General features: G+C 38.1%; 22 protein-coding genes and 9 pseudogenes. 13 read left to right on the top strand and 18 right to left on the bottom strand.

Annotated features, from left to right (window positions below; genetic code table 11):
• Positions 1–150: 150 nt before the first annotated feature.
• The gene (pmbA, locus tag ARADI_RS09075) at positions 151–1,491 is read right to left on the bottom strand and encodes a metalloprotease PmbA (RefSeq protein WP_119711846.1); all 1,341 of its coding nucleotides are present in this window, start codon (positions 1,489–1,491) and stop codon (positions 151–153) included.
• 182 nt (positions 1,492–1,673) lie between these two features.
• Here pmbA and yjgA point away from each other — a divergent pair, with 182 nt between their 5' ends.
• Positions 1,674–2,204 (top strand): ribosome biogenesis factor YjgA, encoded by a 531-nt coding sequence (yjgA, locus tag ARADI_RS09070; protein WP_119711845.1) that lies wholly within the window; start codon positions 1,674–1,676, stop codon positions 2,202–2,204.
• Positions 2,205–2,288: 84 nt separating this feature from the next.
• On the opposite strand, the gene ARADI_RS09065 is transcribed toward yjgA, so the two are convergent.
• The 14 genes and pseudogenes from ARADI_RS09065 to mreB all read right to left on the bottom strand — a co-directional run bounded on the left by ARADI_RS09065 (position 2,289) and on the right by mreB (position 13,630).
• Positions 2,289–2,492, bottom strand: coding sequence for a barstar family protein (locus tag ARADI_RS09065; RefSeq protein ID WP_119711844.1), 204 nt, complete (start codon positions 2,490–2,492; stop codon positions 2,289–2,291).
• Positions 2,476–2,826: pseudogene (locus ARADI_RS09060) on the bottom strand (ribonuclease domain-containing protein); the annotation flags it as partial. The pseudogene ARADI_RS09060 and the gene ARADI_RS09065, both read right to left, overlap by 17 nt.
• A gap of 149 nt (positions 2,827–2,975) precedes the next feature.
• On the bottom strand, positions 2,976–4,421 hold the full coding sequence (gene tldD, locus ARADI_RS09055) for a metalloprotease TldD (RefSeq protein ID WP_119711842.1): 1,446 nt from the start codon (positions 4,419–4,421) through the stop codon (positions 2,976–2,978).
• Positions 4,422–4,436: 15 nt separating this feature from the next.
• Positions 4,437–5,296: pseudogene (locus tag ARADI_RS09050) on the bottom strand (carbon-nitrogen hydrolase family protein).
• Positions 5,297–5,363: 67 nt separating this feature from the next.
• On the bottom strand, positions 5,364–5,564 hold the full coding sequence (locus ARADI_RS19745; RefSeq protein ID WP_182853175.1) for a YhdP family protein: 201 nt from the start codon (positions 5,562–5,564) through the stop codon (positions 5,364–5,366).
• Positions 5,557–6,321, bottom strand: a pseudogene (locus tag ARADI_RS21675) (YhdP family protein). The gene ARADI_RS19745 and the pseudogene ARADI_RS21675 overlap by 8 nt, the downstream one beginning before the upstream one ends.
• A gap of 40 nt (positions 6,322–6,361) precedes the next feature.
• Complete coding sequence (locus ARADI_RS09030; RefSeq protein WP_119711838.1) at positions 6,362–6,694, bottom strand: hypothetical protein; 333 nt, start codon at positions 6,692–6,694, stop codon at positions 6,362–6,364.
• 9 nt (positions 6,695–6,703) lie between these two features.
• Complete coding sequence (locus ARADI_RS09025) at positions 6,704–7,783, bottom strand: YhdP family protein (protein WP_439647095.1); 1,080 nt, start codon at positions 7,781–7,783, stop codon at positions 6,704–6,706.
• Positions 7,784–8,110: 327 nt separating this feature from the next.
• A complete protein-coding gene (locus ARADI_RS09020) occupies positions 8,111–9,103 on the bottom strand; it encodes a YhdP family protein (protein WP_119711836.1) in 993 nt (330 codons plus the stop codon).
• 54 nt (positions 9,104–9,157) lie between these two features.
• Positions 9,158–10,627, bottom strand: a complete 1,470-nt coding sequence (gene rng / locus ARADI_RS09015; RefSeq protein WP_119711835.1) for a ribonuclease G — start codon at positions 10,625–10,627, stop codon at positions 9,158–9,160.
• 19 nt (positions 10,628–10,646) lie between these two features.
• Positions 10,647–10,797, bottom strand: a pseudogene (locus ARADI_RS17935) (Maf family protein); the annotation flags it as partial.
• A 165-nt stretch (positions 10,798–10,962) separates the two neighbouring features.
• Positions 10,963–11,451: a rod shape-determining protein MreD gene (gene mreD / locus ARADI_RS09005; RefSeq protein WP_119711834.1), complete on the bottom strand. Its 489-nt coding sequence runs from the start codon at positions 11,449–11,451 to the stop codon at positions 10,963–10,965.
• A gap of 42 nt (positions 11,452–11,493) precedes the next feature.
• Complete coding sequence (gene mreC / locus ARADI_RS09000) at positions 11,494–12,483, bottom strand: rod shape-determining protein MreC (protein WP_119711833.1); 990 nt, start codon at positions 12,481–12,483, stop codon at positions 11,494–11,496.
• 103 nt (positions 12,484–12,586) lie between these two features.
• Complete coding sequence (gene mreB / locus ARADI_RS08995) at positions 12,587–13,630, bottom strand: rod shape-determining protein MreB (protein ID WP_119711961.1); 1,044 nt, start codon at positions 13,628–13,630, stop codon at positions 12,587–12,589.
• 612 nt (positions 13,631–14,242) lie between these two features.
• On the opposite strand from mreB, the pseudogene ARADI_RS08990 reads away from it, so the two are divergent.
• The 12 genes and pseudogenes from ARADI_RS08990 to ARADI_RS08940 all read left to right on the top strand — a co-directional run bounded on the left by ARADI_RS08990 (position 14,243) and on the right by ARADI_RS08940 (position 23,850).
• A pseudogene (locus ARADI_RS08990) lies at positions 14,243–15,225 on the top strand (acrylyl-CoA reductase family protein).
• Between the two features lie 178 nt (positions 15,226–15,403).
• A complete protein-coding gene (aroQ, locus tag ARADI_RS08985) occupies positions 15,404–15,886 on the top strand; it encodes a type II 3-dehydroquinate dehydratase (RefSeq protein ID WP_119711960.1) in 483 nt (160 codons plus the stop codon).
• A gap of 33 nt (positions 15,887–15,919) precedes the next feature.
• Entirely contained in the window at positions 15,920–16,390 is a 471-nt protein-coding gene (gene accB, locus ARADI_RS08980) for an acetyl-CoA carboxylase biotin carboxyl carrier protein (RefSeq protein ID WP_119711832.1), read from the top strand.
• An 11-nt stretch (positions 16,391–16,401) separates the two neighbouring features.
• Positions 16,402–17,748, top strand: a complete 1,347-nt coding sequence (gene accC / locus ARADI_RS08975) for an acetyl-CoA carboxylase biotin carboxylase subunit (RefSeq protein WP_119711831.1) — start codon at positions 16,402–16,404, stop codon at positions 17,746–17,748.
• Positions 17,749–17,874: 126 nt separating this feature from the next.
• On the top strand, positions 17,875–18,087 hold the full coding sequence (locus tag ARADI_RS08970; protein WP_119711830.1) for a YhdT family protein: 213 nt from the start codon (positions 17,875–17,877) through the stop codon (positions 18,085–18,087).
• A 19-nt stretch (positions 18,088–18,106) separates the two neighbouring features.
• Positions 18,107–18,259, top strand: coding sequence for a hypothetical protein (locus ARADI_RS20975; protein WP_369406992.1), 153 nt, complete (start codon positions 18,107–18,109; stop codon positions 18,257–18,259).
• Positions 18,256–19,499: pseudogene (gene panF / locus ARADI_RS08965) on the top strand (sodium/pantothenate symporter). The gene ARADI_RS20975 and the pseudogene panF overlap by 4 nt, the downstream one beginning before the upstream one ends.
• Positions 19,500–19,574: 75 nt before the next feature.
• Positions 19,575–20,463, top strand: a pseudogene (prmA, locus tag ARADI_RS08960) (50S ribosomal protein L11 methyltransferase).
• Positions 20,464–20,851: 388 nt separating this feature from the next.
• A pseudogene (gene dusB / locus ARADI_RS08955) lies at positions 20,852–21,898 on the top strand (tRNA dihydrouridine synthase DusB).
• Positions 21,865–22,161 carry a DNA-binding transcriptional regulator Fis gene (gene fis, locus ARADI_RS08950; RefSeq protein WP_119711829.1) on the top strand — a complete coding sequence of 99 codons (297 nt, stop codon included), beginning with the start codon at positions 21,865–21,867 and terminating at the stop codon, positions 22,159–22,161. The pseudogene dusB and the gene fis overlap by 34 nt, the downstream one beginning before the upstream one ends.
• A 291-nt stretch (positions 22,162–22,452) precedes the next feature.
• Positions 22,453–22,647, top strand: coding sequence for a transglycosylase SLT domain-containing protein (locus ARADI_RS20970; RefSeq protein ID WP_119711959.1), 195 nt, complete (start codon positions 22,453–22,455; stop codon positions 22,645–22,647).
• Positions 22,648–23,193: 546 nt separating this feature from the next.
• Positions 23,194–23,850 (top strand): annotated as a pseudogene (locus ARADI_RS08940) (hypothetical protein).
• Between the two features lie 276 nt (positions 23,851–24,126).
• Here the strand turns inward: ARADI_RS08940 and rpoH are convergent.
• The 3 genes from rpoH to ftsE all read right to left on the bottom strand — a co-directional run bounded on the left by rpoH (position 24,127) and on the right by ftsE (position 26,828).
• Positions 24,127–24,984 carry an RNA polymerase sigma factor RpoH gene (rpoH, locus tag ARADI_RS08935; protein WP_119711828.1) on the bottom strand — a complete coding sequence of 286 codons (858 nt, stop codon included), beginning with the start codon at positions 24,982–24,984 and terminating at the stop codon, positions 24,127–24,129.
• A 226-nt stretch (positions 24,985–25,210) separates the two neighbouring features.
• Complete coding sequence (ftsX, locus tag ARADI_RS08930; protein WP_119711827.1) at positions 25,211–26,170, bottom strand: permease-like cell division protein FtsX; 960 nt, start codon at positions 26,168–26,170, stop codon at positions 25,211–25,213.
• Positions 26,163–26,828: a cell division ATP-binding protein FtsE gene (ftsE, locus tag ARADI_RS08925; protein WP_119711826.1), complete on the bottom strand. Its 666-nt coding sequence runs from the start codon at positions 26,826–26,828 to the stop codon at positions 26,163–26,165. Before ftsE ends, ftsX begins: the two co-directional genes overlap by 8 nt.
• Positions 26,829–26,833 lie beyond the last annotated feature (5 nt).

Raw genomic sequence — 26,833 nt, 5'->3', positions numbered from 1 at the left:
GCCACACTAAAATGCTACTGAGTTAGCATCAACCCCATCGATAACTTCCTCGTCATCAAATAATTTCTGCTTTTGCTGTAAATGCCTATCATTTTAAACGTTCAATTTGGCCAAATCTTCTCATTCAACGACAGCAATTATTAGCAAAATTTACTGACCAGCAACATGCATTTCTGGTAATAACACCGAACCACATTGAATATTACTGCGAGTTTCAATATCGTTGCCTATTGTTACGATATTAGCCCACATCTGTTTTAGATTACCAGCAATAGTAATTTCACTGACAGGATATTGTATTACACCGTTTTCCACCCAAAAACCGGCTGCTCCCCGAGAATAATCCCCCGTTACCGAGCTAACTCCCTGCCCCATCAATTCAGTAACAACTAACCCCGTCCCCATTTCTCGCAATAAAGCTGCGAAATCTAACCCCTGGCCAGTAATATGCCAGTTATGAATACCACCAGCATGACCAGTACTCTGTAAGCCAAGCTTACGTGCTGAATAACTGGCCAATAACCAAATTTGTAATATCCCTTGCTCAACAATATTACGTTGACTAGTATTCACACCTTCACTATCAAAGGGAGATGACGCTAGTCCGCTAATCAGATGTGGCTTCTCCTGAATGGTTAGCCAAGAAGGAAAAATTTGCTTACCAAGGCTGTCTAATAAAAAAGAAGATCTACGATAAATACTTGTACCACTAATCGCACCAACCAGGTGACCAAATAAACCGGTTGCAACCTCAGCAGCAAAAATGACCGGTGTCTTCATCGTTGATAATTTACGCGGTGAAAGCCTGGCGACAGTTCGGCGAGCTGCCTCCTGTCCAACCCGTTGAGGTGATTTCAAATCCTCTAATCGACGGGCAATGGAATAAGCATAATCGCGCTCCATTCCATCATTCTCCTGAGCAATGACACAACTTGACATTGAGTGCCGACTTGAGCAATAGCTCTGTAACATTCCGTGAGTGTTACCAAACACTCTAATGCCATAATGACTATTAAAACTTCCACCTTCAGTATTTTTAATTCTTTTATCCGTATTTAAAGCCGACATCTCCGCTTGACCTGCCAATTGGATCGCCTTTTCAGCATCAATATCAAAGGGATAAAAGAGTTTTAAATCAGGTGATTGATAAGCCAAAAGTTCAGCGTCTGCTAAACCAGCAAAAGGATCTTCTGAAGTATATTGTGCAATATCAATAGCGGCTTGCACCGTACGCTTAATCGCTGCTGGATGTAAATTAGTGGACGATGCACTACCTTTACGTTGCTTATGATAAACCGTGATGCCAAGGGCACCATCACTATTAAATTCAATATTTTCAGTTTCACCAAAACGTGTGCTTACACTGATACCTGTTGATTTATTAATAGTCACTTCAGCTGCATCACAACTCTTTTTGGCGATTGATAATGCATATGCAACTGTTTCTTCTAATTGTTTACGTTGTAATAAAACCTGTTCCGTCAAACTCATTGATACCATCCAATAATAGAAAATAAAATCAACTCAACCAATACCTATCTTCAGCAGAAAATAAATCCTCTGTAGCATTAAATCTATTTTCCTAGTTACAATAGAGATAAGATGTTAACATACCAGACGACAGATTATTCTGAAATAAAATAATCTGACGTCTTGCTAAGAGAAAAACCGCGATGGCAAAACAGCCCGATAACTGGTTCGATGATAACGCCGATAAGGATGAAATCATCTGGGTCAGTAAAAGCGAAATTAAGCGTGATGCCCAAGCGCTAAAAAAGCTAGGAGCAGAACTGGTTGAACTTAGTAAACATGAATTAGAACGTATCCCCCTTAATGATGAGCTACTAGCAGCTGTTGAATTAGCACAAAAAATTAAGCGTGAAGGGCGGCGACGCCAGTTACAATTTATTGGTAAATTACTCAGAGCGCAAGATCATCAACCTATTTATGAAGCATTAGATAAGCTAAAAAATCGGCACAATAAACAAATCGCCATATTACATAAGCTTGAAGCTTTACGTAATCAATTATTAAAGAATGGCGATAATGCAATTGAAGATGTAATACGTTTATTTCCCTTAGCTGATCTTCAACAGCTACGGACATTAATTCGTAACTGTAAAAAAGAAAGAGAGGCAAATAAACCGGCTAAAGCCTATCGCCAACTCTTTCAATACCTAAAGACACTATCTGAAAGTGCCTAAGCCGGATTAGATTGGGAGGCTCGGCAATGAAATATGAATTTGCCCTCCCAATGTTTGTTCAGCTTCTCTAAAAACCGTTATCAGTTAAGCAAATTCTGTTAACTGATATTCATTTATATGAGAAAAAATAACCTCTACCGGTAAAGCAATTCCAGCAGTCAACATATCCAAAAGTGCATCCAAATTTTGGCCAAACCATTTTGGTAATTTAAAAACCAGTATCGCTTTTTGATAAAAGTCATTTAGATTGTCTATTTCACGAAAATCAAACTCAACACAATGCATCATTTAATTCACTCTTGAAAAGAGTTTTATAATGATCTAACGTCACATAAATCAATCCATCTGATGAATAAAGCAATCTATCACTAACTCGATGACCACAGTGATAATTGATATCGGCTTCATACCATTGGCGATCTGGCGCAGCAGGTAGCAATTTTTCTCGGTTGTTGTATCTATCGCTACCAATCACTTTACCCGGCACAACTTGACATAAATTACCCGGCCTTCGATCCCAACCACTTTGTCGTGCTTTTCTTTTTGTAATATAAAAGTCGGGTAATCGATGATATTGCCGTAGATAATTAACCACATTTTGCTGTGCAGTTAACTTATCAATATTATGGACAGCCATGGGCGCTACTGTTTGCCCTATTATGTCTGCCTACTGCTCACTAATTCCATTTAAAGTAAACGCCTGCCCCTATTAATTATGGCTAAATCAGCAAGATAACAATTTTTTTATTCATCCTATCATCCAAAAATTTATTATGCTGTCCCACCAACCGTCATACTATCGAGCTTTAATGTGGGTTGGCCAACACCAACAGGAACACTTTGCCCTTCTTTGCCGCAAACACCAATCCCACTATCAAGTTTGAGATCATTACCAACCATTGAAATCTGCTGCATTGCTTCTCGCCCAGCGCCAATTAATGTTGCTCCTTTTATCGGCTTTGTGATTTTTCCTTTTTCGATCAAATAGGCTTCCGCAGTCGAAAAAACAAATTTGCCCGAGGTAATATCAACTTGTCCACCAGCAAAATTAGGTGCATAAATACCACGATCAACACTGGCTATTATCTCTGCCGGGGTTGATTGTCCGGCTAACATATAAGTATTTGTCATACGAGGCATCGGCAAATGCGCGTAAGATTCACGCCGACCATTGCCGGTTGGGACAATCCCCATCAAACGAGCGTTCATTTTGTCTTGCATATAACCTTTTAAAATACCATTTTCAATCAAGACATTATATTGCCCCGGTACACCTTCATCATCAATGGCTAAAGATCCTCTACGACCGACTAGAGTCGCATCATCAACCACGGTACAACGTGGTGAAGCAACTTGTTGACCTACTTTTCCGCTAAAAATAGATGTTCCACGCCGATTAAAATCACCTTCAAGACCGTGACCGACTGCTTCATGTAGCAAAACACCTGGCCAACCAGCACCGAGTACCACAGGCATTGTGCCTGCCGGTGCAGCAATTGCGGTAAGATTAACCAATGCTATGCGGACAGCCTCTCGAGCATAATATTCCGCCCGAACTTCACCTTGCTCTGTTTCAAGAAAATATTGGTAACCATAGCGCCCACCACCACCACTACCAGCACGCTCACGCTTGCCGTCATGTTCCACTAACACACTGACAGATAAGCGTACTAATGGACGAATATCAGCCGCTAACGTGCCATCTGTTGCTACGACCAGAACATGTTCATAAACACCAGATAACGTTACATCGACCTCTTGCACACGAGGATCTTCGGTTCGGGCAACTTGATCAACACGCTGCAATAATGCGATTTTCTCTTCCGGGCTCATTGTTTGTATCGGATCAATCGCAGAATATAAATGTTTAAAATTAACCTGACTAATTAGACATGCTTTGCCCTTTCCAGCCTGATTTACAATGCTTCGAGCCGCATTGGCACTTTGCTGTAGTGCCTGTAAAGTTATCTGATCGGCATAAGCAAATCCAGTTTTATCATCACGAATAGCGCGAATACCTACACCTTGATCAATATTGTAGGATCCTCTTTTAATAATTCCGGCTTCCAATCCCCATGTTTCATGACAACTCGATTGAAAATAGAGATCGGCATAATCTAAATGTCGCTCGGCAAGTGATTGTAAAACATCTTGCAGATGTTGATGATTAAGATCGTTTGATGTCAGCAAATATTCACTAACAGAGGTTAAACTCATATTTATTTACTCTTTCTATTTCGTTTTATGTTCAATTAATGGCATCAAACTAGTACGGAAGCGATTATGCTTTACGACTTTCATCTGTTCACGAATACCAATCAGGCTTTCTTTAGCTTTATCAATATTAAGCGTTAATGCACTGACTGCATATGCATTTTCTTGCAAAATATTGCCCCAGCTATCAATCACCATTGAGTGACCCCAAGTACGACGTTGACCATGCACGCCTATTTGTGCCGGCGCCAAAATAATACATTGATTTTCAATCGCTCGGGCTTTTAACAGTGGCCCCCACAGTGAGCTTCACCAGTTAAACGTGTAAAAGCGGCCGGCACAGCAATGCGATCCGCCCCTTGCTTTCTTAATACCTGAAACAGGCAGGGAAAACGTAAATCATAACAAATCGTCATTCCTAAACGGCCAACTGGCGTATCAACTACTGTAATATGTTCGCCACGTTGATAAATTGAAGATTCGTTATAAATACCTTGTTCATCTTCAATTATATTCACATCAAACATGTGAATTTTGTCATAGCGAGCACGAATTGCACCGCTATCATCAAATAACAGACTACTACTCGTGATAAGCTCAGGATCTTTGCGACTGATTAATGGCATAGAGCCCACCAATATCCATACTTGATAATGGCGAGCCATTTCAGTAATTGCACCTTGTAAAGGACCTTCTCCCTGTGATTCAGCTAAATTACGGTAACTGATATTATCACTAAACAACAGTGCATTTTCCGGTGTTAAAACCAATTTCACACTATGTGGCAATTGTTTAATCTGCTGCTCTATCTGAGCAAGGTTATTTTTAGTATTTTTACCACTACACAATTGTAATAGTGCAATATTGTCGCTTGTCATCCCGTTGATTCTCCTTCAATTGACGTAAAGTTTCATCAATTTTTGGTTGTTCCAGATTACCGGTAATTTAATAATGAATAATCGATATTTTACTCCATAATGGGCCCAATACTCTAGTTGCGGCAAACACTGCCGCACCCGCAAGTGGATTAACGGCAAATGCTGTTGCAACACTTACCGTGATTGAAATTTCAGGGGTAATAATAGTTTCTAAATTCATATCACGACGAACTAAATTAATTTTTCCATGTATTGTAATATCAGCCATTAAACCCATCAATATAAAAATTATCAGTATTCAAGATGCCATTTTTTATATTGGCGTTATCCCGCATTGCATCAAACGCAAAGTCATCACTAAAAGTATCACTAAAATCCAATTGCAATTTACGTAATAATGCGTCAAAACTGATAAAACGCAACAATTGACCGGCTCCACCACCACCCATCTGAGCAATTACTCCCTTAGCTAATTTAAAACTCAGATTACCGTTCAAACTAGCAACATCAGGCTGCCATGGTAGTACTGCGGCCGAATTTAAATCAAAATCAATTTTAAAAGGTGCCTGTTTAATCGGCACTAGTATGCCGTAATAAGCACCCAAATCATCAAATCGATTACCTTTTAATATCCCTTTTATCGTTGTACTGTTTTGCTGATCTGCATGCCACATACTAGAGATTTTCAAATCAGTGAAGCTATTTATTAACGATCCTTCTTTTAAAATGAGCGTTTGTCTATTGCGTATGACCTATGCTTTTAGCTCGCCAAGTTTATAGCCTGCAAGCCAACATTCTGAGCAATAAATATTCATATTTGGCCAAGCTGAAATATCATATCTTTGCGCAACATTATTTATTGCCACATAATTCTGCTGTTGGAGTGAAGTTTCTGGATTAAAATAAAGATAGTTAATCTTAGCTTGCCAATCACCCTGCTTAGGAATACTTAAACTGCCCTTCAAATTATCGCTATCTACAACAATTATCATTAATTCAGCTGTTTTATTAATGGTAAATGCCATATTATTCCATTGCTGTTTAGTAAAAGTGATCTTTGGCAAGTTAACAAATAGCTATATCGGGTATTACAAATGATTTACCATAACTTTGCGGTGCTATATTTAATGAAGAAAATGAAGTCAACAATGAAAGCCATTTCGGATCATTGATTTCAGGTAAGTTGATCATAACTAATGGACTGTCGGGCAGAATAACACCTTTAGCTGTATAAGGCTGAATGGCTACTTTTAGCAAACGAACTGGCTTGTCAGTAAATTGCGATTGGCTATTAAACCTAACTTGCTTACCAATATCACCATAAATTTGTAATTGCAGGGTATCACCACTAGCACGAATTTGTATATCATCTAATTGCCTTACTTGCTCGCTATCCAAAGCAGGAAATTAGCTAGTAAGCTTATCTAATTTGTTATTCAGAGCAATCGATAAGGTTGGATTTTGCTTTAGTTGATTGGGTAATTGAATATTAACCTGTCCTTGCCAGGCTGTGCTACCTGCCAATTGACGTGTAATCGATTTAGGCAAAATGGTGATTTTTTTAGCTTGCCAATTACCTCCAACATTTACATTGACCTGGTAATTCTGTCGTTCATTAGTGGTATTAAATGTTAAGTTTATTGGTTGACCAAACCATTCAGCTTGTAACTTTTCACTTTTCAAGTCACCGTTACGAAAATAAAAACGTCCTGTTAGCTGTTCCAGCTGACTATCAATAGCTGTGATATCGACATCATTATTCTTAAGATTAACTTGACCACTAGCAATCACACTACCAATATTTCTCTCTAACGGAATATCAAGCATCAATTTGCCGCTAACATTACCGCCTATTTTCACTGGATCTAATGCCTTGCCAATCGCACCTTCCATCGGGCTATGGATAAAATAATTACAGATCGCTTTTCCATTACCGGTAATATTAGATTTTATTAATAATTTAGATTGACTATAATTGGAAATATCTGCGCTAAGATCTACCCTTTTAGCATCACCTAATTTTACACTAGGCGCCGACATCCAAAGTCCATTACGTTTAAAGTTAAGATCGATATCTAAATCAAAAATTGTCGGCCAATCAGGTTGATACTTAAAAGTTGCGTCTCGTAGCGGTACAAAAACTTGTAATTGTCCATTATTCTTTTTAAAAGGAAAATTAGCCGGATCACCGTGAAAAACCATCGTGGCGGTATCAACATGACCGCTAATAATTACTTTTGTCAGATAATCAGATAAATCTTTTCCCATTAACGTGGTGGGAAAATAACGCCATGCATCACCCGCATCGGTCAATTTTGCGCCAGCCAAAATACTTAATATAGGTGGCTGATTTTTTGCTGCCTGATAACGAAAATCGCCGGTTGTCGATAGCGATTTTGCTTGCAGCATCAGATTCTCACTCCAAATCTGGCGTGATTGGCTTTCTTGCGACCAAAAAATCATTCCCTGTCCTGCAGAAATTTTCAATGGCGCTTTTTAAACATTGGCGCATATTCAATAAAACTATTATTTAAGTTAAATAAAAATCTTCCACTTTGCTGAATACCTCGCAATGAACTATTAAAAATGGCTAACTAAAAGTATATTTTTCCAGCGTATCCAGCTAATATCTTGCCAGGTGGCATCAATTAGAGCCTTCTCTGGCTTGCCAGGCGTAATATCCAATGCCAGTGCAGCGAGTTGACCTTTTGGCTGACGTTTTTGCGAATCACTAATAAATTCAGGCGTAAAAAAAAAGAAAATAGGGATAATAGTTCTTAATCGCTCTAATTGAATATTATTAATCCGTATACGCTAATGGTTTTCATCTACTTTTGATTGTGGTAAATAGAGTAGAGAAATTTGACCTTCAAGCCATTGTTGTTGATCAGTTTTTAAATGTTGTAGCTGTGGAATATTAAATAACCAACCATTCTCTTGACGATGCAAGGTCAGCAATAAATCATCAACAGCCAGCTGATGCTCTTGTCCATCAACCTGCCAATTTGCCTGTCCTTGATGCAACTGTAATTGCCCACCTTCGATACGGCTATCTTTGATAGTAATCCAGCTAGAAAGACTAAATACTGCATTCTGTAATCCAGTACTATCACGTAACCAAGGGCGCAAATTTACATTATCTGCCTGTAAGTAAACCGTACCGCTATTAATCACGCCATTTTTATTACGAAGATTGAGTTTAATTTGAATGGCATCCTGATCTTGCTGCTGTTCAAAATTATCAAGACTGATAAATCCTTGTGCTCGATGATATTCATTTTGATTTAACCAGGTCAGTTCAGGGATCTTTAAGGTCTTTTTTTCTGCCGACGGCGTCAGAAAAATGATACGGCTTTCTTTTAATATAAAATAATCAAATTGGTGTAAAAACAATTCATCTAAAGCATCTAAATCAAAATGACTAAAATCACCTTCACTGACAAATTCAAGTGGTTTATAATAATCTGCATTTAATTGATAGAAAATAATATCCCGAAAAGGGAGATGTAAAGAAAAGAGTGAACGCCATATATCAAGTGAAAATTTTATTTTCTTTACCTGAATATTCACTTTTTTCGTGCTGACACTGACATTAGAAAACTTTAATACTGGTCCAAAAGAGACCCATTCACCTTCAATATGACCAATTTTAAACGGTATTCCTGTTAATGATTGCAGCTGTCCTTCAAGTTGATTGCGATATTCATTAATTTGTGGAAGAAAAAGACATAGTCCAATAATGGCCAATGCCATAATAAGTACTATTATTGCGCTTATGGCTACCAATACCTTAGGTAGTCGTTTCACCCATCTCTCCTTACAAAAGAAGTTACTACAATGGTAATCTAACCACTATCATAACTACATCATAACGACATCAAACTGTTCCTGACTATACAGTGACTGAATTTGGACTTTCACAGATTTGCCAACAAAAATTTCTACTTCAGCCAATATATGAGATTCATCATCATTGAATGCTTCTACAACCACCGCTGAAGCATAGACTAAGAAACAATTGGCATCGATAGTACGATTTATACGAACAATCTCCCGTAAAATTTCATAACAGATTGTTTCTACCGATTTTACTGTTCCTCTGCCCTGGCAAGTCGGGCATTCATCACATAGAACATGTTCAAGACTCTCACGTGTTCTTTTGCGTGTCATCTCGACCAATCCTAGTTGAGAAAAACCATTAATGGTGGTTTTAACCCGATCTTTTAATAATGATTGTTCCAACGATGCCAAAACACGACAACGATGCTCAAGATAAAGCATATCAATAAAATCGATAATAATAATGCCGCCCAAGTTGCGTAACCTTAACTGTCTCGCTATAGCTTGTGACGCTTCAATATTGGTATTAAAAATGGTCTCTTCCAGGTTACGGTGACCAACAAAAGCACCAGTATTAATATCAATAGTGGTCATTGCTTCAGTTTGATCAATAATGAGGTAACCACCTGATTTTAATTCAACTTTACGTTCTAAAGCACGTTGTATCTCTTTCTCAACATCATACAGATCTAATATTGGTAATGGTCCTTGATACAGTTCAAGTTTTACTGTCATTTCAGGCACATATTCATCAATAAAATCTTTTAATGAAATAAAAGTCAGGTTTGAATCAACACGGATCCGGTCTAATGAAGCACCGGCAAAATCACGAATGATACGATGTGCCAAAGCCAGTTCACCATAAATCTGCATGCGGGACTTATGACGTTTTTTGTGTTCAACAATTTTAGCCCATAAACGCTTCAAGAAAGCGGCATCTTGAGCCAGTTCATCATCACCGATCCCTTCTGCAGCAGTACGAATAATAAAACCAGCATTTTCATCACAAAATAGCTCAACAATATTTTTCAAACGCTCTCTTTCTTCTTCACCTTCAATGCGTTGGGAAACGCCGACATGAGATGCGCCCGGCATAAAAACCAGATAACGGGATGGTAATGTGATATCCGTTGTTAAACGAGCACCTTTTGTTCCTAGCGGATCTTTAACCACCTGTACCATAATATCTTGCCCTTGCCGAACCAATTCGCCGATATCACGTACATGAAAGTTTTTTTGTTCGTCACCGGCAATGCATTCGGTGTGAGGCATAATATCTGAGGCATGAAGAAAAGCGGATTTTTCCAAGCCAATATCAACAAAGGCCGCCTGCATACCGGGCAAGACTCGACTCACACGACCTTTGTAAATATTACCTACAATGCCTCTTTTAGCTTCACGCTCAATATGAATTTCTTGTAACACGCCACCATCAATATAAGCCACCCGTGTTTCAGAAGGGGTTACATTGACTAATAGTTCAGCTACCATAGCTCTTCATTCCTATTATTTAACGCTTATTTAACGCCAGAAACTTGGTCAATAACTCATCTGTTTCAACTAACGGTAACCCCTACTACAGCGTGATAACTTCCAACAATCCGCTTAACAAAACAGCCACCTTTACCCTGGATAGCATAATATCCTGCCTTCTCACTGGGTGTCTCTCCTTCGTATAATAATTCAAATATATCAGGGAGAATAATGTCAAATAACCATCCTAACTGCTCAATTAACTTACGCCTTCTTGGCGAAGCTGACGCCAAATAAATCCTATTTACCATAGAAAAAACCCTCAGAAAAAATAGACAATTGACTGCCCATTTTTAACGAACTAAAAACTGGCGTCGAACTTTGCGCAATAATAAAAACATCCAAGGCCACAAGATGGCATTAATCAAACAATTCCAGAATACTTCGGGATGAAATAATACTAGAGAGGAAAGAAACTCCGCCCAGAAGATCATAAAATTCATAACCACTGATAATCCAGCAATAACAAGGGATTGTTGCCACAGTGCCATATTACGAAGAAGCTTATATTTATACGATACCAAATAACAAATCATACTATAAGCTAATGCATGTACACCAAGAGCTGAACCTTGGATAAGATCCATAAAGATCCCCAAAAAAAATCCTGTGCCTACACTAACTCGATGCGGTAAAGCCATAACCCAATAAATTAAAATTAATGCTAACCATGTGGGGCGATAATAAATAAACTGCTCAGGCCAGGGCAATTGCTCTAGAATTATTGCAATTAAAAAGGACAGCCAAATGATCCACCGCCCATTTCCACGGTATTGATCCATTTTATGTTTCCTTTAGTTGCCTTGATTTCACTGTAGCAATTCCTACTGAGCCACCAAATGAGGTTGCTCGACATTTTTTTTCATTTCTATTGACGGTAGCTGTGGCCCTTGAAGCTCGTTTGGGCCAGGAAACACCTGGGGCATAATCTTCATTAAACGTTCATTTGCTGCACGATATACTTCTGATGGAGGTAAAGGATGAGAAGGATCGCTAGAGTTTCCCCATAGCAATAAAAGATAGCGTAGTCTTTGTAAATCTGCGGTAGGCCGTGCATGTATAATTGTATAAGCGCGCTGTGTATCATGCCTTACGGAAAAAGCAGTCGCAACTGGGTAACCTTCAGGAAAACGCCCACCTAAACCAGAAGTAACTATTACATCACCAATACGTATATCAATATTATCTGGTAAAGGTTCAAGTTGAAGATCATCACTACATCCTGTACCCACTGCAATAACCCGAATATCATTACGTAATACTTGTATAGGTAATGCATGCGTTGTGTCACAAATCAGTAAAACACGGCTATTAAACTGGCTCACTGCGATAACCTGTCCAACAACACCTTTATCACTAATAACAGGCTGGCCTTCATAAACACCATCATGTAAACCTTTATCAATCACAATTTGATCTCGATAAGGTGTATTCGCACCTGAAAGCACTTGAGTAACCATCATGTGTTCATCCTGACGTAGAGGTGAACCCAATAGCTCACGTAATCTAGCGTTTTCCTGTTTAAGTTGTCCAAGTAATAAATTATCTGCTTTTTTTAGTAAAACCTCTTTCTTCAATGCTTTATTTTCAATCAGAAGTTGATCTCTTCTCGCCAATCCATCTGAAATATTATCAAGCAGTTCTCGCGGACTATTTGCCAAAAAATAAAAAGGACTAACAGCCGTATCTAAATAACTACGTATTTTATTAAAAGTATCAAATTGACGATCAAAAGCAACCAACGCGATTGCAACAACGATCGCAATAATAATACGTAATTGTAGGGATGGCCCTTGACTAAAGATCGGCTTCATGAGTTATTTTGATAAAAAATAAATAAACATTAAACATTAACATCGCTATACATAAAGTAAGGAGGAGCGGCATCCTTAAGTTCCTCCTTCTATTAGTTAACGTCTAGTCATCACTAAACAGATCACCACCATGCATGTCGATCATTTCCAATGCCTTGCCACCACCACGTGCAACACAAGTTAGCGGATCTTCAGCAACAATAACGGGAATGCCTGTTTCTTCCATTAATAGACGATCCAAATTACGCAACAACGCGCCACCACCAGTTAACACCATACCTCGTTCAGAGATATCAGAAGCTAATTCTGGTGGACATTGTTCCAAGGCCAACATAACGGCACTAACAATACCGGTTAAAGGTTCCTGTAATGCCTCAAGTATCTCATTAGAATTAAGTCTAAAACCACGTGGTACGCCTTCAGCCAAATTACGGCCGCGCACTTCAATTTCGTAAACTTGATCTGTAGGATAGGCCGAACCGATTTCATGTTTAATCCGCTCAGCAGTAGCTTCACCGATTAATGAACCATAATTGCGACGAACATAATTAATGATCGCTTCATCAAACCGGTCACCACCGATACGTACCGATGACGAATAAACAACACCATTTAATGAAATAACAGCAACTTCTGTCGTTCCACCACCAATATCAACCACCATTGAACCTGTTGCTTCGGAAACAGGCAAACCAGCCCCAATTGCAGCCGACATGGGTTCTTCAATTAAGAAAACCTCACGAGCGCCAGCACTAAGCGCCGACTCTCGGATTGCACGACGTTCTACCTGGGTCGCACCAACAGGCACACAAACTAAGACGCGTGGACTTGGACGCATAAAGCTATTGCTATGAACTTGTTTGATAAAATACTGTAACATTTTTTCAGTAACATAAAAATCAGCAATCACGCCATCTTTCATTGGACGAATAGCCGCGATATTACCTGGCGTCCGGCCTAGCATCTGTTTTGCTTCATGACCTACAGCAGCAACGCTCTTAGGTGAGCCTGCGCGATCTTGACGAATAGCGACAACTGACGGTTCGTCTAACACAATACCTTGTCCTTTGACATAGATGAGAGTATTGGCGGTACCCAAATCAATAGACAAGTCGCTGGAAAACATGCCACGAATTCTTTTAAACATAACGAAAGGATAATCCTGCAAGCTGGAAACGAATGAAAATCCGTCTACTTTACCAACCACATGAAGCGACGACAAGGAGTTAATTAAATCGCTTCAATAAAAAGTGGCTAATTTTTTACAACACAAAAAACCACTACTAGTTATTCTCTATAATCAATTACATTATAAAGTAAACAATACCCTCATAAAAATCACTTAATTCATTTAATATAAAAATTTATAATAAGAAAATTAATTATTTTAGATTAAAATATGCCACTGTATTAAGTTTATATGACGCTACATAATTATTAGTTGACATATGCTTAAAAGCAAGATCAATTCGCTTTTTAATATTATATTAAAGTATAAAAGCCTGCCATGTTAATCCGTTATTAAAGTAGCAACAAAAAATAATTTAAATCTAAGTATTAATTCTGCACGTTATTATTTATAGAAGAAAAAATTTTTTTACTACTAAAATAAACTAGTATTCTGCCTGATAACGCCCTATTGACGCTAGTAAAAAAACCATATTTACAATTTATTTATTATTGAGACTTTATGCCCGCCGAAATAACGAAAATAACTTTATACTGCAGCATCCTTATACAAACTTAAAGGCCACAAATTATGAAAGCCTTGCTATTAGAACAAGAAAATCAAGTATTAAAAACCAGTATAAAATCGATCGATGATACACTTTTACCCTATGATGACGTTACCGTAGATATTTATTGCTCTACACTAAACTACAAAGATGCTTTAGCTATTACCGGTAAAGGAAAAATTATCCGCCAATTCCCGATGTTACCAGGCATCGATTTTGCTGTTATCGTTAGGTCTTCAACAGATGAAAAATTTCAAGTCGGCCAACAGGTTTTACTGCGCGGCTGCGGTGTTGGGGAAAACCATTGGTGGGGGGGATTAGCAGAACAAGCGCGAGTGCCAGCCAAATGGTTAACAGCTATTCCTGAAAAAATGACGATGCGGTAAGCAATGATAATCGGCACCGCTGGTTTTACCGCTATGCTCTATATAATGGCTTTGGAAGAAAACGGTGTAACCATTGATAAAGGCAACATTATTGTGACAGGAGCCAGTGGTGGTGTAGGTAATACTCCAATTCAACTGCTGGATAAACTTGGTTATTCCGTCACAACAGTAACTGGTCGGGAGAGTAATCTCGATTACTTAAAAGCACTTGGCGCGCTAAACAAGTGCTGCTACGTAAAGAATTTACTACCATACCTCACCCTTTAGAAAAGCAACGTTGGGCAGGAGCTATTGATACCGTTGGCGGCAATATATTAGCAACCGTTATTTCACAAATGTGCTATTCAGGTGCAATAGCAGCCTGTAGTCTGGCCGCTGATATTATGTTATCGACAACAGTGATGCCTTTTATTCTGCGTAATGTACGACTACAAGGGATAGACTCTGTGATGGTACCAACGATCAAACATCCACAGATATGGTAACGGTTAGCCAATTTATTACCCGATAGTTTTTATCAATTAATAACCACAGAGATCCCGTTAGAAAAAGTGATTGATTATGCAAATAAATTAATTAATAACCAAATCACTGGCCGGACACTGGTAAAAATACGTTAAATTTTTCGAGCCAACCTTGCTGATTAGACTAAAATTTTGCTGCTAATTGCTATGAAATGTTCATAATATCGCTCTTTGTCGTCAAAATAAACGTTTTCATTATGAGAAAAAGATGACAAACTATTAGCATCAAGTTATGTTGTCTAATTATCCATTATCAGTCGGAGATACCCGCAAAATGGCAAAAGATTTCCATATTTTGCTGCTAAATGGTCCAAATTTAAATATGCTGGGGACGAGAGAACCACTATTCTATGATGGTCTTACGCTGCAGGATATTGTTAACCAAACGAGCCAAAAAGCAAAACAATTAGGAGTTAAATTAAGTCATTTTCAATCTAATGCGGAACATGAGCTTATTAATGAAATCCATCAAGCTCAAGGAAAAATCGACTTTATATTAATTAATCCAGCAGCATTAACGCATACTAGCGTGGCATTACGAGATGCAATATTAAGCATTGCCATTCCTTTTTATGAGATCCACCTTACTAATATTTATGCACGTGAGCCATTCAGGCATCACTCCTATCTCTCCGATATTGCAAACGGCGTCATCTGTGGTTTCCGTGCTGATGGTTATATTTTTGCATTAGAAGCTGCGGTTAAATTCTTATTTAAGATTGAAGAATTAGCAACCATTGATGAATCCCCAACCTAATAAATGTAAAGAATAAAAATACGGAATTAACTTATGGATATTCGTAAAATTAAAAAATTGATTGAGCTTGTGGAAGAATCTGGCATTTATGAACTAGAAATTTCGGAAGGTGAAGAATCAGTGCGTATTAGCCGTACAATCGTGCAGAATTTACCAAATTTACAACAGTATATGGCAGCGCCAACCACGCATCAACCGGCTTTAGCAAACGCCATTGCATCTTCTCAAATTTTACCTGAAACAACAAATGAGAAAAAAGCAGAGATCAGTGGTTATACTGTTCGCTCGCCAATGGTAGGTACCTTCTACCGAGCGCCAAGTCCAGAAGCAATACCATTTGTTGAAGTCGGCCAAACGGTTAAGCTAGGAGATCCTATATGTATTGTCGAAGCTATGAAAATGATGAATCAGATCGAAGCAGACAAAGCAGGTATAGTTAAAGCAATTCTGCTGGAAAATGGAGAAGCTGTTGAATTTGACGAGCCATTGGTTATCATCGAATAATGAGGCATCCTATGCTTAAAAAAATTGTTATCGCCAACCGTGGCGAAATTGCTTTACGCATTTTACGTGCCTGTAAAGAACTAAAAATAAAAACCGTCGCCGTGCATTCTGCCGCCGATCGTGACTTAAAACATGTATTACTTGCTGATGAAACTCTCTGTATCGGGCCTGCCGCTTCAGCTGAAAGTTATCTTAATATTCCAGCAATCATCTCTGCAGCAGAAATTACTGCTGCAGAAGCCATTCACCCTGGTTATGGTTTTCTATCTGAAAATGCCGACTTTGCCGAAAAAGTGGAACGTTCTGGTTTTATATTCATTGGCCCTAAACCAGAAACTATTCGACTCATGGGTGATAAAGTTTCTGCCATTGAGGCGATGAAAAAAGCTGGTGTTCCTTGTGTTCCTGGCTCAGACGGACCATTAGGAAATGACATAAAAACCAATAAAACGATTGCTAATCGAATTAGCTACCCAGTTATTATTAAAGCATCTGGTGGTGGTGGTGGCCGCGGTATGCGCGTTGTTCGTAACGAAAGTGAACTAGAACAAGCCATTACCCTAACTCGCGCCGAAGCCAAAGCTACCTTTGATAATAGTATGGTTTATATGGAGAAGTTCCTGGAAAACCCACGCCATATTGAGATTCAAGTACTTGCTGACGGTCAAAGCAAGGCGATTTATTTAGCTGAACGTGATTGCTCAATGCAACGTCGCCATCAAAAAGTGGTTGAAGAAGCGCCTGCACCAAGTATAAAAGTTGATATGCGTAAAAGTATTGGCGAGCGCTGCACAAAAGCTTGTCTTGATATCGATTATCGTGGTGCCGGTACTTTTGAATTCCTTTATGAAAATGGCGAATTCTACTTTATTGAAATGAATACGCGTATTCAAGTTGAGCATCCTGTGACGGAAATGATCACTAGGGTTGATCTGATTAAAGAACAGTTAAGGATCGCTTCTGGCTTGTCCCTATCTATTAAACAAAAAGATGTTAAAATTCATGGGCATGCAATAGAGTGCCGAATTAATGCAGAAGATGCGAATACCTTCTTGCCAAGCCCGGGTAAAATTACTCGCCTCCATATTCCTGGTGGTTTTGGTATACGTTGGGAATCACACATTTATGCAGGTTACACCGTTCCACCTTACTATGACTCTATGATTGGTAAGCTGATCACTTATGGTGAAACCCGCGAAATTGCTATCCTTCGGATGAAAAATGCCTTATCTGAATTAATTATTGATGGCATTAAAACTAACATAGAATTACAACAAAAAATTATGGATGACAGCAATTTTTTCAAAGGTGGTACCAATATCCATTACCTGGAAAAAAAACTCGCTTCACAAAAATAAACTTTTCTATTCACCTTTCATCACAATAGGGTACGGAATGTACCCTAATTTTTGATACTTTTTCTGAAGATAATCTTTAACTAATATACAAACCCTCAGATTAAATTTTTACTACCAGGAGAACCAATGGACAAACATTTTCTTCAATCCAACAAAGAAGCTCGTTGGTCAGTTTTTCTAACTGTTGCTTATTTATGTAGTTGGATTATGACTGCCTACCTCCCCGGTGAGGAAATGGGAATAAGAGGGATGCCATTATGGTTTGAACTTTCATGTTTATATTTACCTCTGATTTTTATTTTACTTTGTGTCTTAATGGTTAAATTTATTTTTAAATAAATGTCATTGGAAGATAAAGATGCAAATTGAAATTCTATTACCACTTATTGGTTATTTATTATTGGTTTGTTTACTGTCTATTTATGCTTATCATCGACGTCAAAAAGGCGAATTTTTGCATGAATACTTTCTAGGTAATCGCTCTATGGGCGGGGTTGTTTTGGCGCGATGACCATCACTGCTACCTATATCAGTACTAACTCTTTCATAAGTGGTCCTGGAGCAGCCTATAAATATGGCCTTGGCTGGGTGCTACTCCCCTTGATTCAAGTTCCGACTATCTGGCTATCGCTTGGTGTACTAGGTAAAAAGTTTGCCATTTTGGCTCGTCGCTATAATGCGGTGACACTTAATGACATGCTGTATGCTCGTTTTCAAAGCCGTTTACTGGTATGAATTGCTAGCATTAGTTTACTCATCGATTTCCTTGGTGCTATGACAGTTCAATTTATCGGCGGAGCCCGTCTACTAGAAACTGCGGCAAATATCCCCTATGAAATAGGGTTATTAATATTTGGCATCACTATTGCGCTTTATACTGCATTTGGTGGTTTTAGAGCCAGTGTCCTTAATGACACCTTACAAAGTTTTGTTATGTTAGTCGCAACCATTATTCTGCTGGTTGCGACTATTCATAAGGCAGGCGGTCTGGCCGCAGCAACAGAGACACTAAAAACGATTGATCTAAAACTAATCACGCCACAAGGTACTGATAACATCTTTAGTATGCCATTTATGTTTTCCTTCTGGATATTAGTTTGTTTTGGCATTATTGGCTACCACACACCGCTGTCCGCTACATTTCTTATAAAAATAGCGAAGCGATGCACCAAAGGATCATTATCGGTACCATTGTGATGGTTATTTTAATGTTGGCAATGCATTTAGCAGGTGCATTAGGCCGAGCTATTTTACCGGATTTAACGATTCCAGATCAGGTCATCTCAACATTGATGATCACGGTTTTACTTCCGTTCGCCGCAGGAATTTTATTAGCCTCCTCAATGGCTGCCATTATGTCAACAATTAATTCACAATTGCTCCAATCTTCAGCAACTATTATAAAAGATCTACATTTAAATATTGCACCAGAGGAGATAAAAAAAGAGAAAAAATTAACCTAGATCTCAAATGCTTCTACCCTTATTCTGGGTGCTTTATTACTATTAGCCGCCTGGCATCCACCACAAATGATTATTTGGTTAAATTTACTAGCTTTTGGTGGATTACAAGCGGTTTTTCTTTGGACATTAATACTCGGACTATATTGGCAAAGAGCAAACCGTTTTAGTGCATTAAGTTCAATGATCCTCGGTGCCCTTTCTTATACATTATTGACCGCCTTTGATGTTAAATTTTCACCCCATCGTGCCCGCTCTATTATTGAGTTTGATTGCTTTTTTAATCGGTAATGTTGTTGGCGAGAAAAAATCATTATCTACATCGATAAAAATGAGCTAATGACCTACGATCTCAAGAGAATATTTATGCCCTGGATACAAATACGTCTGAATTCGACAGCCGAGCAGGCAGAAGCCTTAAGTGATATATTAACGAAAACCGGAGCGGTTTCTCTGTCACCTTTCGGGATAGCTACGACAACCCTGTTTTTGAACCCTTACCGGGTGAAACCCGCCTTTGGGGAGATACAGATGTTATTGGTCTATTTGATGCTGAAAGCGATATGGAGCAGGTTATTAGCCAACTTAAAAATTACTCCTTATTGGGAAAAATTTTATTCATAAAATTCAACAAATAGAAGACGAAAATTGGGAACGTGAATTGATGGATAATTTCCATCCTATGCGTTTTGGGCATAAACTATCGATTTTCCCCAGTTGGCGTGATACGCCTGATCCCAATGCGGTTAATGTCATTTTGGATCCTGGTTTAGAGTTTGGTAACGGCACCTATCCTACTACTTCACTCTGTTTAGAGTGGTTAGATAGCTTAAATTTGAAAGATAAAACAGTTATCGATTTTGGTTGTGGCTCAGGCATACTGGCCATTGCCGTGCTTAAACTAGGCGCCAAAAAAGCGATTGATATTGATATCGATCCTCAAGCTATCCAAGCTAGCCATAACAACACCGAACAAAATAGCGTCGCCGATAAATTAGTTCTGTATTTGGCGAAAGATCAACCTGAAGATCTAAAAGCGGATATTGTTATTGCTAATATCTTAGCTGGCCCCTTACGCGAATTAGCTGGTGTAATCAGTGGATTAACCAATCCAAATGGCTTACTTGGACTGTCTGGAATATTAGCTAGTCAGGCTGAAGCAGTTATCACAGCTTACCAACCACAATTTAGTATTGAGCCGATAATAGAAAAAGAAGGATGGTGCCGAATAACTGGAATAAAAAAAGCGGATTAACCATAAGTGAGGTTAGCGCATGCTAATGCGCTAACCCGACAATAAAAATTTGCTGCTATAAAAAATCACAAAATTATAACAATTATCAAACTAATTACTTTTATTGTTTATGCAATATAATATCTTTTCAATAACCATCATAAAAATAGTGATCAACGTTGATTTTTATACAATCAACAGAGATAATCTAACCTAACAAGGAATTTACGATAAAGAATAACAAAATTTGAAAACAAATCAGAAATTTTCATTATATTGATTTTTATGAATATTATTTGTAATCAAAAAAATCAAGATGAAATTTTTCAAAGAAATATCAATTTGCTCAAAGTTTGTCCTTTCATATCTCGTAAAAAATGCGTAGTATACGCGCCCTTGCAGTTACAGGATGGTGTTCTTTTATTGCCTATGTTATATTTTTGGTCAATATCAGATAAAAAACTTTGCAGCACCAATGGCGGGTATCACCGATAGGCCTTTTCGGTCACAGTGTTACTCAATGGGTGCGGATATGACAGTGTCGGAAATGCTCTCTTCCAATCCTAAGGTTTGGAAAACAGACAAATCCAGATTGAGAATGATCCATAGTGATGAATTAGGCATTCGTTCTGTGCAAATTGCAGGTAGTGATCCCGATGAAATGGCAACAGCTGCACGAATTAATGTTGCAAATAGTGCTCAGATCATCGATATCAATATGGGTTTCCCTGCCAAGAAAGTGAACCGTAAGTTAGCAGGTTCAGCATTATTGCGCTATCCGGAGCTGGTAGAGAAAATTCTATTAGCTGTTGTGAATACGGTTGATGTTCCTGTTACATTAAAGGTTCGCGCTGGTTAGTCACCTGAAGAACGGAACTGTATAAAAATAGCTCAACTGGCCGAACATTATGGTATTCAAGCTGTAACTATTCATGGCAGAACTCGTTTTTGCTTATTTAATGGTGTAGCTGAATATGGCAGCATTCGAGCAGCTAAGCAAAATATTACTATTCCTACTATCGCTAATGGCGATATTACTGACCCGCTTAAAGCCAGAGCAGTGCTTGACTATAACTGGGGCTAATGCCTTAATGATTGGTAGAGCTGCTCAGGGAAGACCCTGGATCTTTAGGGAAATCCAGGATTACCTGGAAACAGGTGAGTTACTGCCACCTATGCCTATTGCTGAGGTGCAGTGCTTAATGCAAGCGCATGTTAAGGAGCTGCATGACTTTTACGGTCTAAGCAAAGGAATCCGCATCGCACGCAAGCATGTCTCTTGGTACTTAAGAGAACATGCACCTGATGACCAGTTTCGGCGCATATTCAACACCATATAGAGGATGCCAGCGAACAGCTGGAAGTGTTGGAGGCATATTTCGAAAAATTTTGCGTAAATCAAAGAAAAGAGCTGACAGAACTATGTTCGAACAACGCGGAAATTCTGACGTACTAACCGTTGCTACTGTAAATTCACAAGATCAAATAACTCAAAAGCCACTACGTGATTCAGTTAAACAAGCACTGAAAAACTATTTTGCCCAACTTAATAACCAGGATGTTAATGACTTATATGAATTAGTATTGGCTGAGGTGGAAAAACCATTATTAGATATGGTAATGCAATATACCCGTGGAAATCAGACCCGTGCTGCGTCAATGTTAAGCATCAACCGTGGAACTCTACGTAAGAAATTGAAAAAATATGGTATGAACTAGCCATAAGTAGTTAACATACTGATTAAAAAAGCACTTATATAAAATATAAAAGTGCTTTTTTGTTATTACTTATACCCTACTTACTGAACAAATATATAAATAGAAGATAAGACGAAAACACGATGAGATGGTAGCTAATTGGCAACTCTAAATGAAAACCTGTAGAATCCAATTACTCAACGTTGAAATCAGCTCTTCGAGTCGATTGCTACTAACCACAAGCAATCAGATCTAACAGCTCAGTTTATGGTTCTACCCAATTTTGCATAAATTTGCTAATACAAGAGTCATATACATTCCATCTTCACTATAACCATTCATTATCCAGATAGCCCCTTTGATTTAGGTATTAGCCAGATCAATACCAATCCCCTAAAAGCCATTCAAAAAGAATATCCAGCATTAACTGAAAATAATTTATTAAATAATCCCTGCTTGAATATTCATCTAGGTGCAATGATATTAAAGCGTAATTTTATTTCATAGGGGAGAAAATGGTTAGCTACATAAATATATAATGCGGCGATGGGTAATGTTGATCCAACGATCCATAATCGTTTCCGTTATGCGAAAAAATTTTTTGAAAGCTATTTTCACTACATGACTATTAATGTAATTTTTCGTCAACATCTATTCTTAAATAACTTTTTCATCTTTGCATCTGTAAGAACCCTTCGACATATTAATAATATTTTTATCAATACCATTTTCAAGAAACTAGTGTGCTATCAAGCTAATATTCAATCAAACAAGAACTCAAATTGAATTAAACAAAAATAAAATTATTGATTCTCGATGATAATGAAAAAAATTCTAATTGATTGCAATTTTTGGTGTTTTGTAAAATTTATGATTTTTCCCACTTGTCAGTAAATCATGACAGCACAGCCTCCGTAACGAATTCACTGTTTTGGTGTAATATTTTATTCTGATATTTAATTATTTTGCAGTCAATATTTCTATTTATGTTCTGTTTGTATTGGTGATAGTATTGTTATACAAAGGCGGAGGTAAACAATAAGGATGTTTTTTATGAAAGATAAAATAACTACTGTAATGATGCTAGCTACTACAGTGATTGCCGGTAGCGCGCAGGCCAATGATATAAATATGTGGCGTGAACCAGCACCGGTTGTTAAAGAAGGTAAATTTTTCTCCGTTATTCAGGATCGAGAAACCTTGCAAAAGGCGGTTAAAAATAGCAATAACGAGTTTCTTTTTTCAGAAAAAGGTGCTGGCGTTAAGCCACTGGTACTCATCGGATCACCAGTAGAGATTTTCGAATATTTAGAAAAAAATCAAACCCGCGGTATCGAAAACCATCTACAGGAAACCCGTGAAATATACATGGGCATCACAAAGTACGTACCATATAAATGTTTTATGGACTTTTTCCGATACAAGATTTTTTAGTTAAAACACTTAAGCAGGTGCTTAAATTTGTACCTACCGAAACAGTTATTACGGACGCAGCTAGTATTCCTGCGGATCTTAAAGAACTTTATTGCGTTATCAATTCGTTTAAAAATAAAGAAAAATCCAGCGGTGATTTACTCTACGTAAAATTTAGTTATCTTCCAGAAGATGGAATGCAAAAAATTGGTACCCGTTTCGGTTAGCTTTGATTGTATATTACAATTGATGCAGAATAAAAAAATTAACGATCGAGTCTATCAGAATGTGGGATAGGTGTATATTAAATATAAAAACACACGTACAACGTTACTGACAGATAAAATATTAAGTATATTGTAGAAAGTAATAGACAAGCTACTAAATACATGTAAAAAGACACTTACCTCACAGATAAATGCCTTTTTATTTTAACAGGTAACAATCAAAATAAACTTACTATTACCTTTCTATCTTTCAACAACTTTTCATATAGTTAATTGCCAAACTTTAAATTGGCTACATAACAAAAGTTTCAGCTAGGTTTTTTACATCACGCGAATGTGGCTTATTTTAAGCTTCCATTACTAACCGAAGTTTTTTCATGGCATTTTTTTCTAATTGACGAACACGTTCAGCCGATACACTATATTTATCGGCTAAATCCTGTAAAGTGGTCTTGTTTTCTTCATCAAGCCAACGCGCACGAATGATATCCTGACTGCGCTCATCTAAGGAGGATAATGCCTCCGTTAATTTATCAGTAGCATGGTTTTCCCAATTATCTTCCTCAATGCTATCGGCAAAATCAGAAGATTTATCCTGTAGATACAAAACCGGGGCAATAGTCGTATTTTCACCATTATCATCATCGTCATTCATATCGAATGCCATGTCTTGGGCAGCCATTCGCGATTCCATCTCACGAACATCCTTGCTAGTTACACCTAGCTCCTTGGCAATCATACCGACTTCATTTTGATTAAACCATCCGATACGTTTCTTATTCTTACGCAAATTGAAAAAAAGCTTACGTTGAGCTTTAGTGGTGGCAACTTTAACTATCCGCCAATTACGCAATACATATTCATGAATTTCAGCTTTTATCCAATGAACAGCAAATGAAACTAAACGTACGCCAACTTCAGGATTAAAACGACGCACAGCTTTCATTAAACCGATATTACCTTCTTGGATCAGATCCGCTTGTGGCAATCCATAACCTGAATAATTACGCGCGATATGAATAACAAAACGTAGATGAGAGAGTATAAGCTGTTTAGCTGCATTTAAATCACCATGATAATGCAGCCGTTTTGCATATTCTTGTTCTTCCTCTGCGGTCAGCATCGGATAAGCATTAGCTGATCGCACATAAGCTTCAATGCTACCTTGTGGAATTAATGCTAATGATTGCATATCTTTGGTCATTGATATCCTCTTTGAATTCAATAAACTAAGAGTTAGTTCTAAATAAAAAATTTATATTTGAGAAGATTCCATTGCTCAGCGATTAATCTGATATAGAGTAGTTTACCACTGCTTGGTATCGAAGAAAATTGCCTTGATTTAATTACATTGAACTTTTAACTTCGACAAAATGTCAGAATAAAAGTTCAATATTGATCACCCGTGTCACTTTTCCTGCTGATAATGATCATTCTAGTGTGAAACGTCTTAAGTGTTGAGCTGTAACCAGCCAAGCCGCTAACCAGCCAATCATTGCGGCAATCAGTATAACTAATAGCACCTCATCCCATAAAAAACTTTGAATATGAAATGTAGTACCAAATACACCCGCTACCTGTGTAACGATACCGGTCAATTGCCATACCAATAATGCAGAAAGTATTAGTGAGAGTAAAGCACCAAAGAATCCCAGTATAATACCACTATTTAGAAAAGGACGCATAATAAAACCATCTGTCGCCCCAATCAGCTTCATGACATTAATCGTATCCCTACAGGCAAAAATATTTAGTCTTATACTATTGCCTATCACTAAAAATACCGCCATAACCATTAAAATACCAATCACCATGGCAATTTGTCCAATCAGCCCGGTTAATGCCGCTAAACGGATAAACCAACTATCATCCATGCGTACATCTTCAATTCCAGCTAATTGACCTACTTTATTACGCAGGTTTATCAATGATTGTGAATTTTGAAAATCAATTTTAGGCGTGATAATGGCTACTGCTGGTAAAGGGTTTTCTTCCAATAGATCTAACGTTGTGCCGAATACTGACCAATTGCGAAACTCAATCATGGCTTCTTCCCGAGACAGATAATTAACACTCTTAACACCATCTAATTGCTTAAGTCCAGCGACTGTCTGTTTAGCGCCTTTTTCATCTAATGATTTATCCAAATAAATAGTCAATTGGGGTGTGGGATACCATTGTTGCGCGGCTTGTGAAATATTTTTCCAAATAATATAACAAAGACTAGGCAACGTTATCGAGATAGCAATAACAACCACCGTCAAAAGCGTGGCTAAAGGCTGGCGTAACATATCAGATAATGTATTTAACCAAGCATAGCGCCATTGCTCTCGCCACCCTCCTTTCAATGCCTTGGCTTTGGCTATTTTATGGATAGGTTTTTTAGCCATTCTGACCTCCTACCATTCTTCCCTCGCTTAATGTCAAAATAGAATAATGACGACGCTTAATAAGCTCAAGATCATGAGTGGCTACCAAAACTGTTACCCCAACTCGATTGAATTCTTCAAACAATCGCATAATACCTTCAGATAATTCATCATCCAAATTACCCGTAGGCTCATCTGCTAGCAATACACTAGGCTTATTAACAATTGCGCGAGCTATACCTACCTGCTGCTGTTCCCCACCTGATAATTGGATTGGATAACTTTTCGCTCTATTAAGTAAGCCCACCTTATCTAAAGCAGCAGAAACCCGACGACGAATATCCTCAGAGCTCGCACCGGCAATAATCAGCGGCATAGCGACATTGTCATATACATTTCTATCAAACAACAAATGATGATCTTGAAAGATCATACCTATCTGCCGACGTAAAAAAGGGACTTCCCGTTTTTTTAAGCGACTAATGTGATGACCACCAAACCAAATATGGCCAGTACTAGGGCGTTCAATACCACAAATTAACTTTAATAAGGTACTTTTCCCCGCCCCCGAATGGCCAGTAAGAAATGCCATTTCTCCAGGATGAAGATGAAAATCAACGCCCTGAAGTGCTTGCTTGCAACCACGATAAGCTTTACCAACATGTTCAAAGCGAATCATTGATA

It is taken from the genome of Arsenophonus endosymbiont of Aleurodicus floccissimus (assembly GCF_900343025.1).
Classification (GTDB): domain Bacteria; phylum Pseudomonadota; class Gammaproteobacteria; order Enterobacterales; family Enterobacteriaceae; genus Arsenophonus.
The sequence above is the reverse complement of the archived record's forward strand: the minus strand, read 5'-3'. Positions and strand labels throughout refer to the sequence as shown.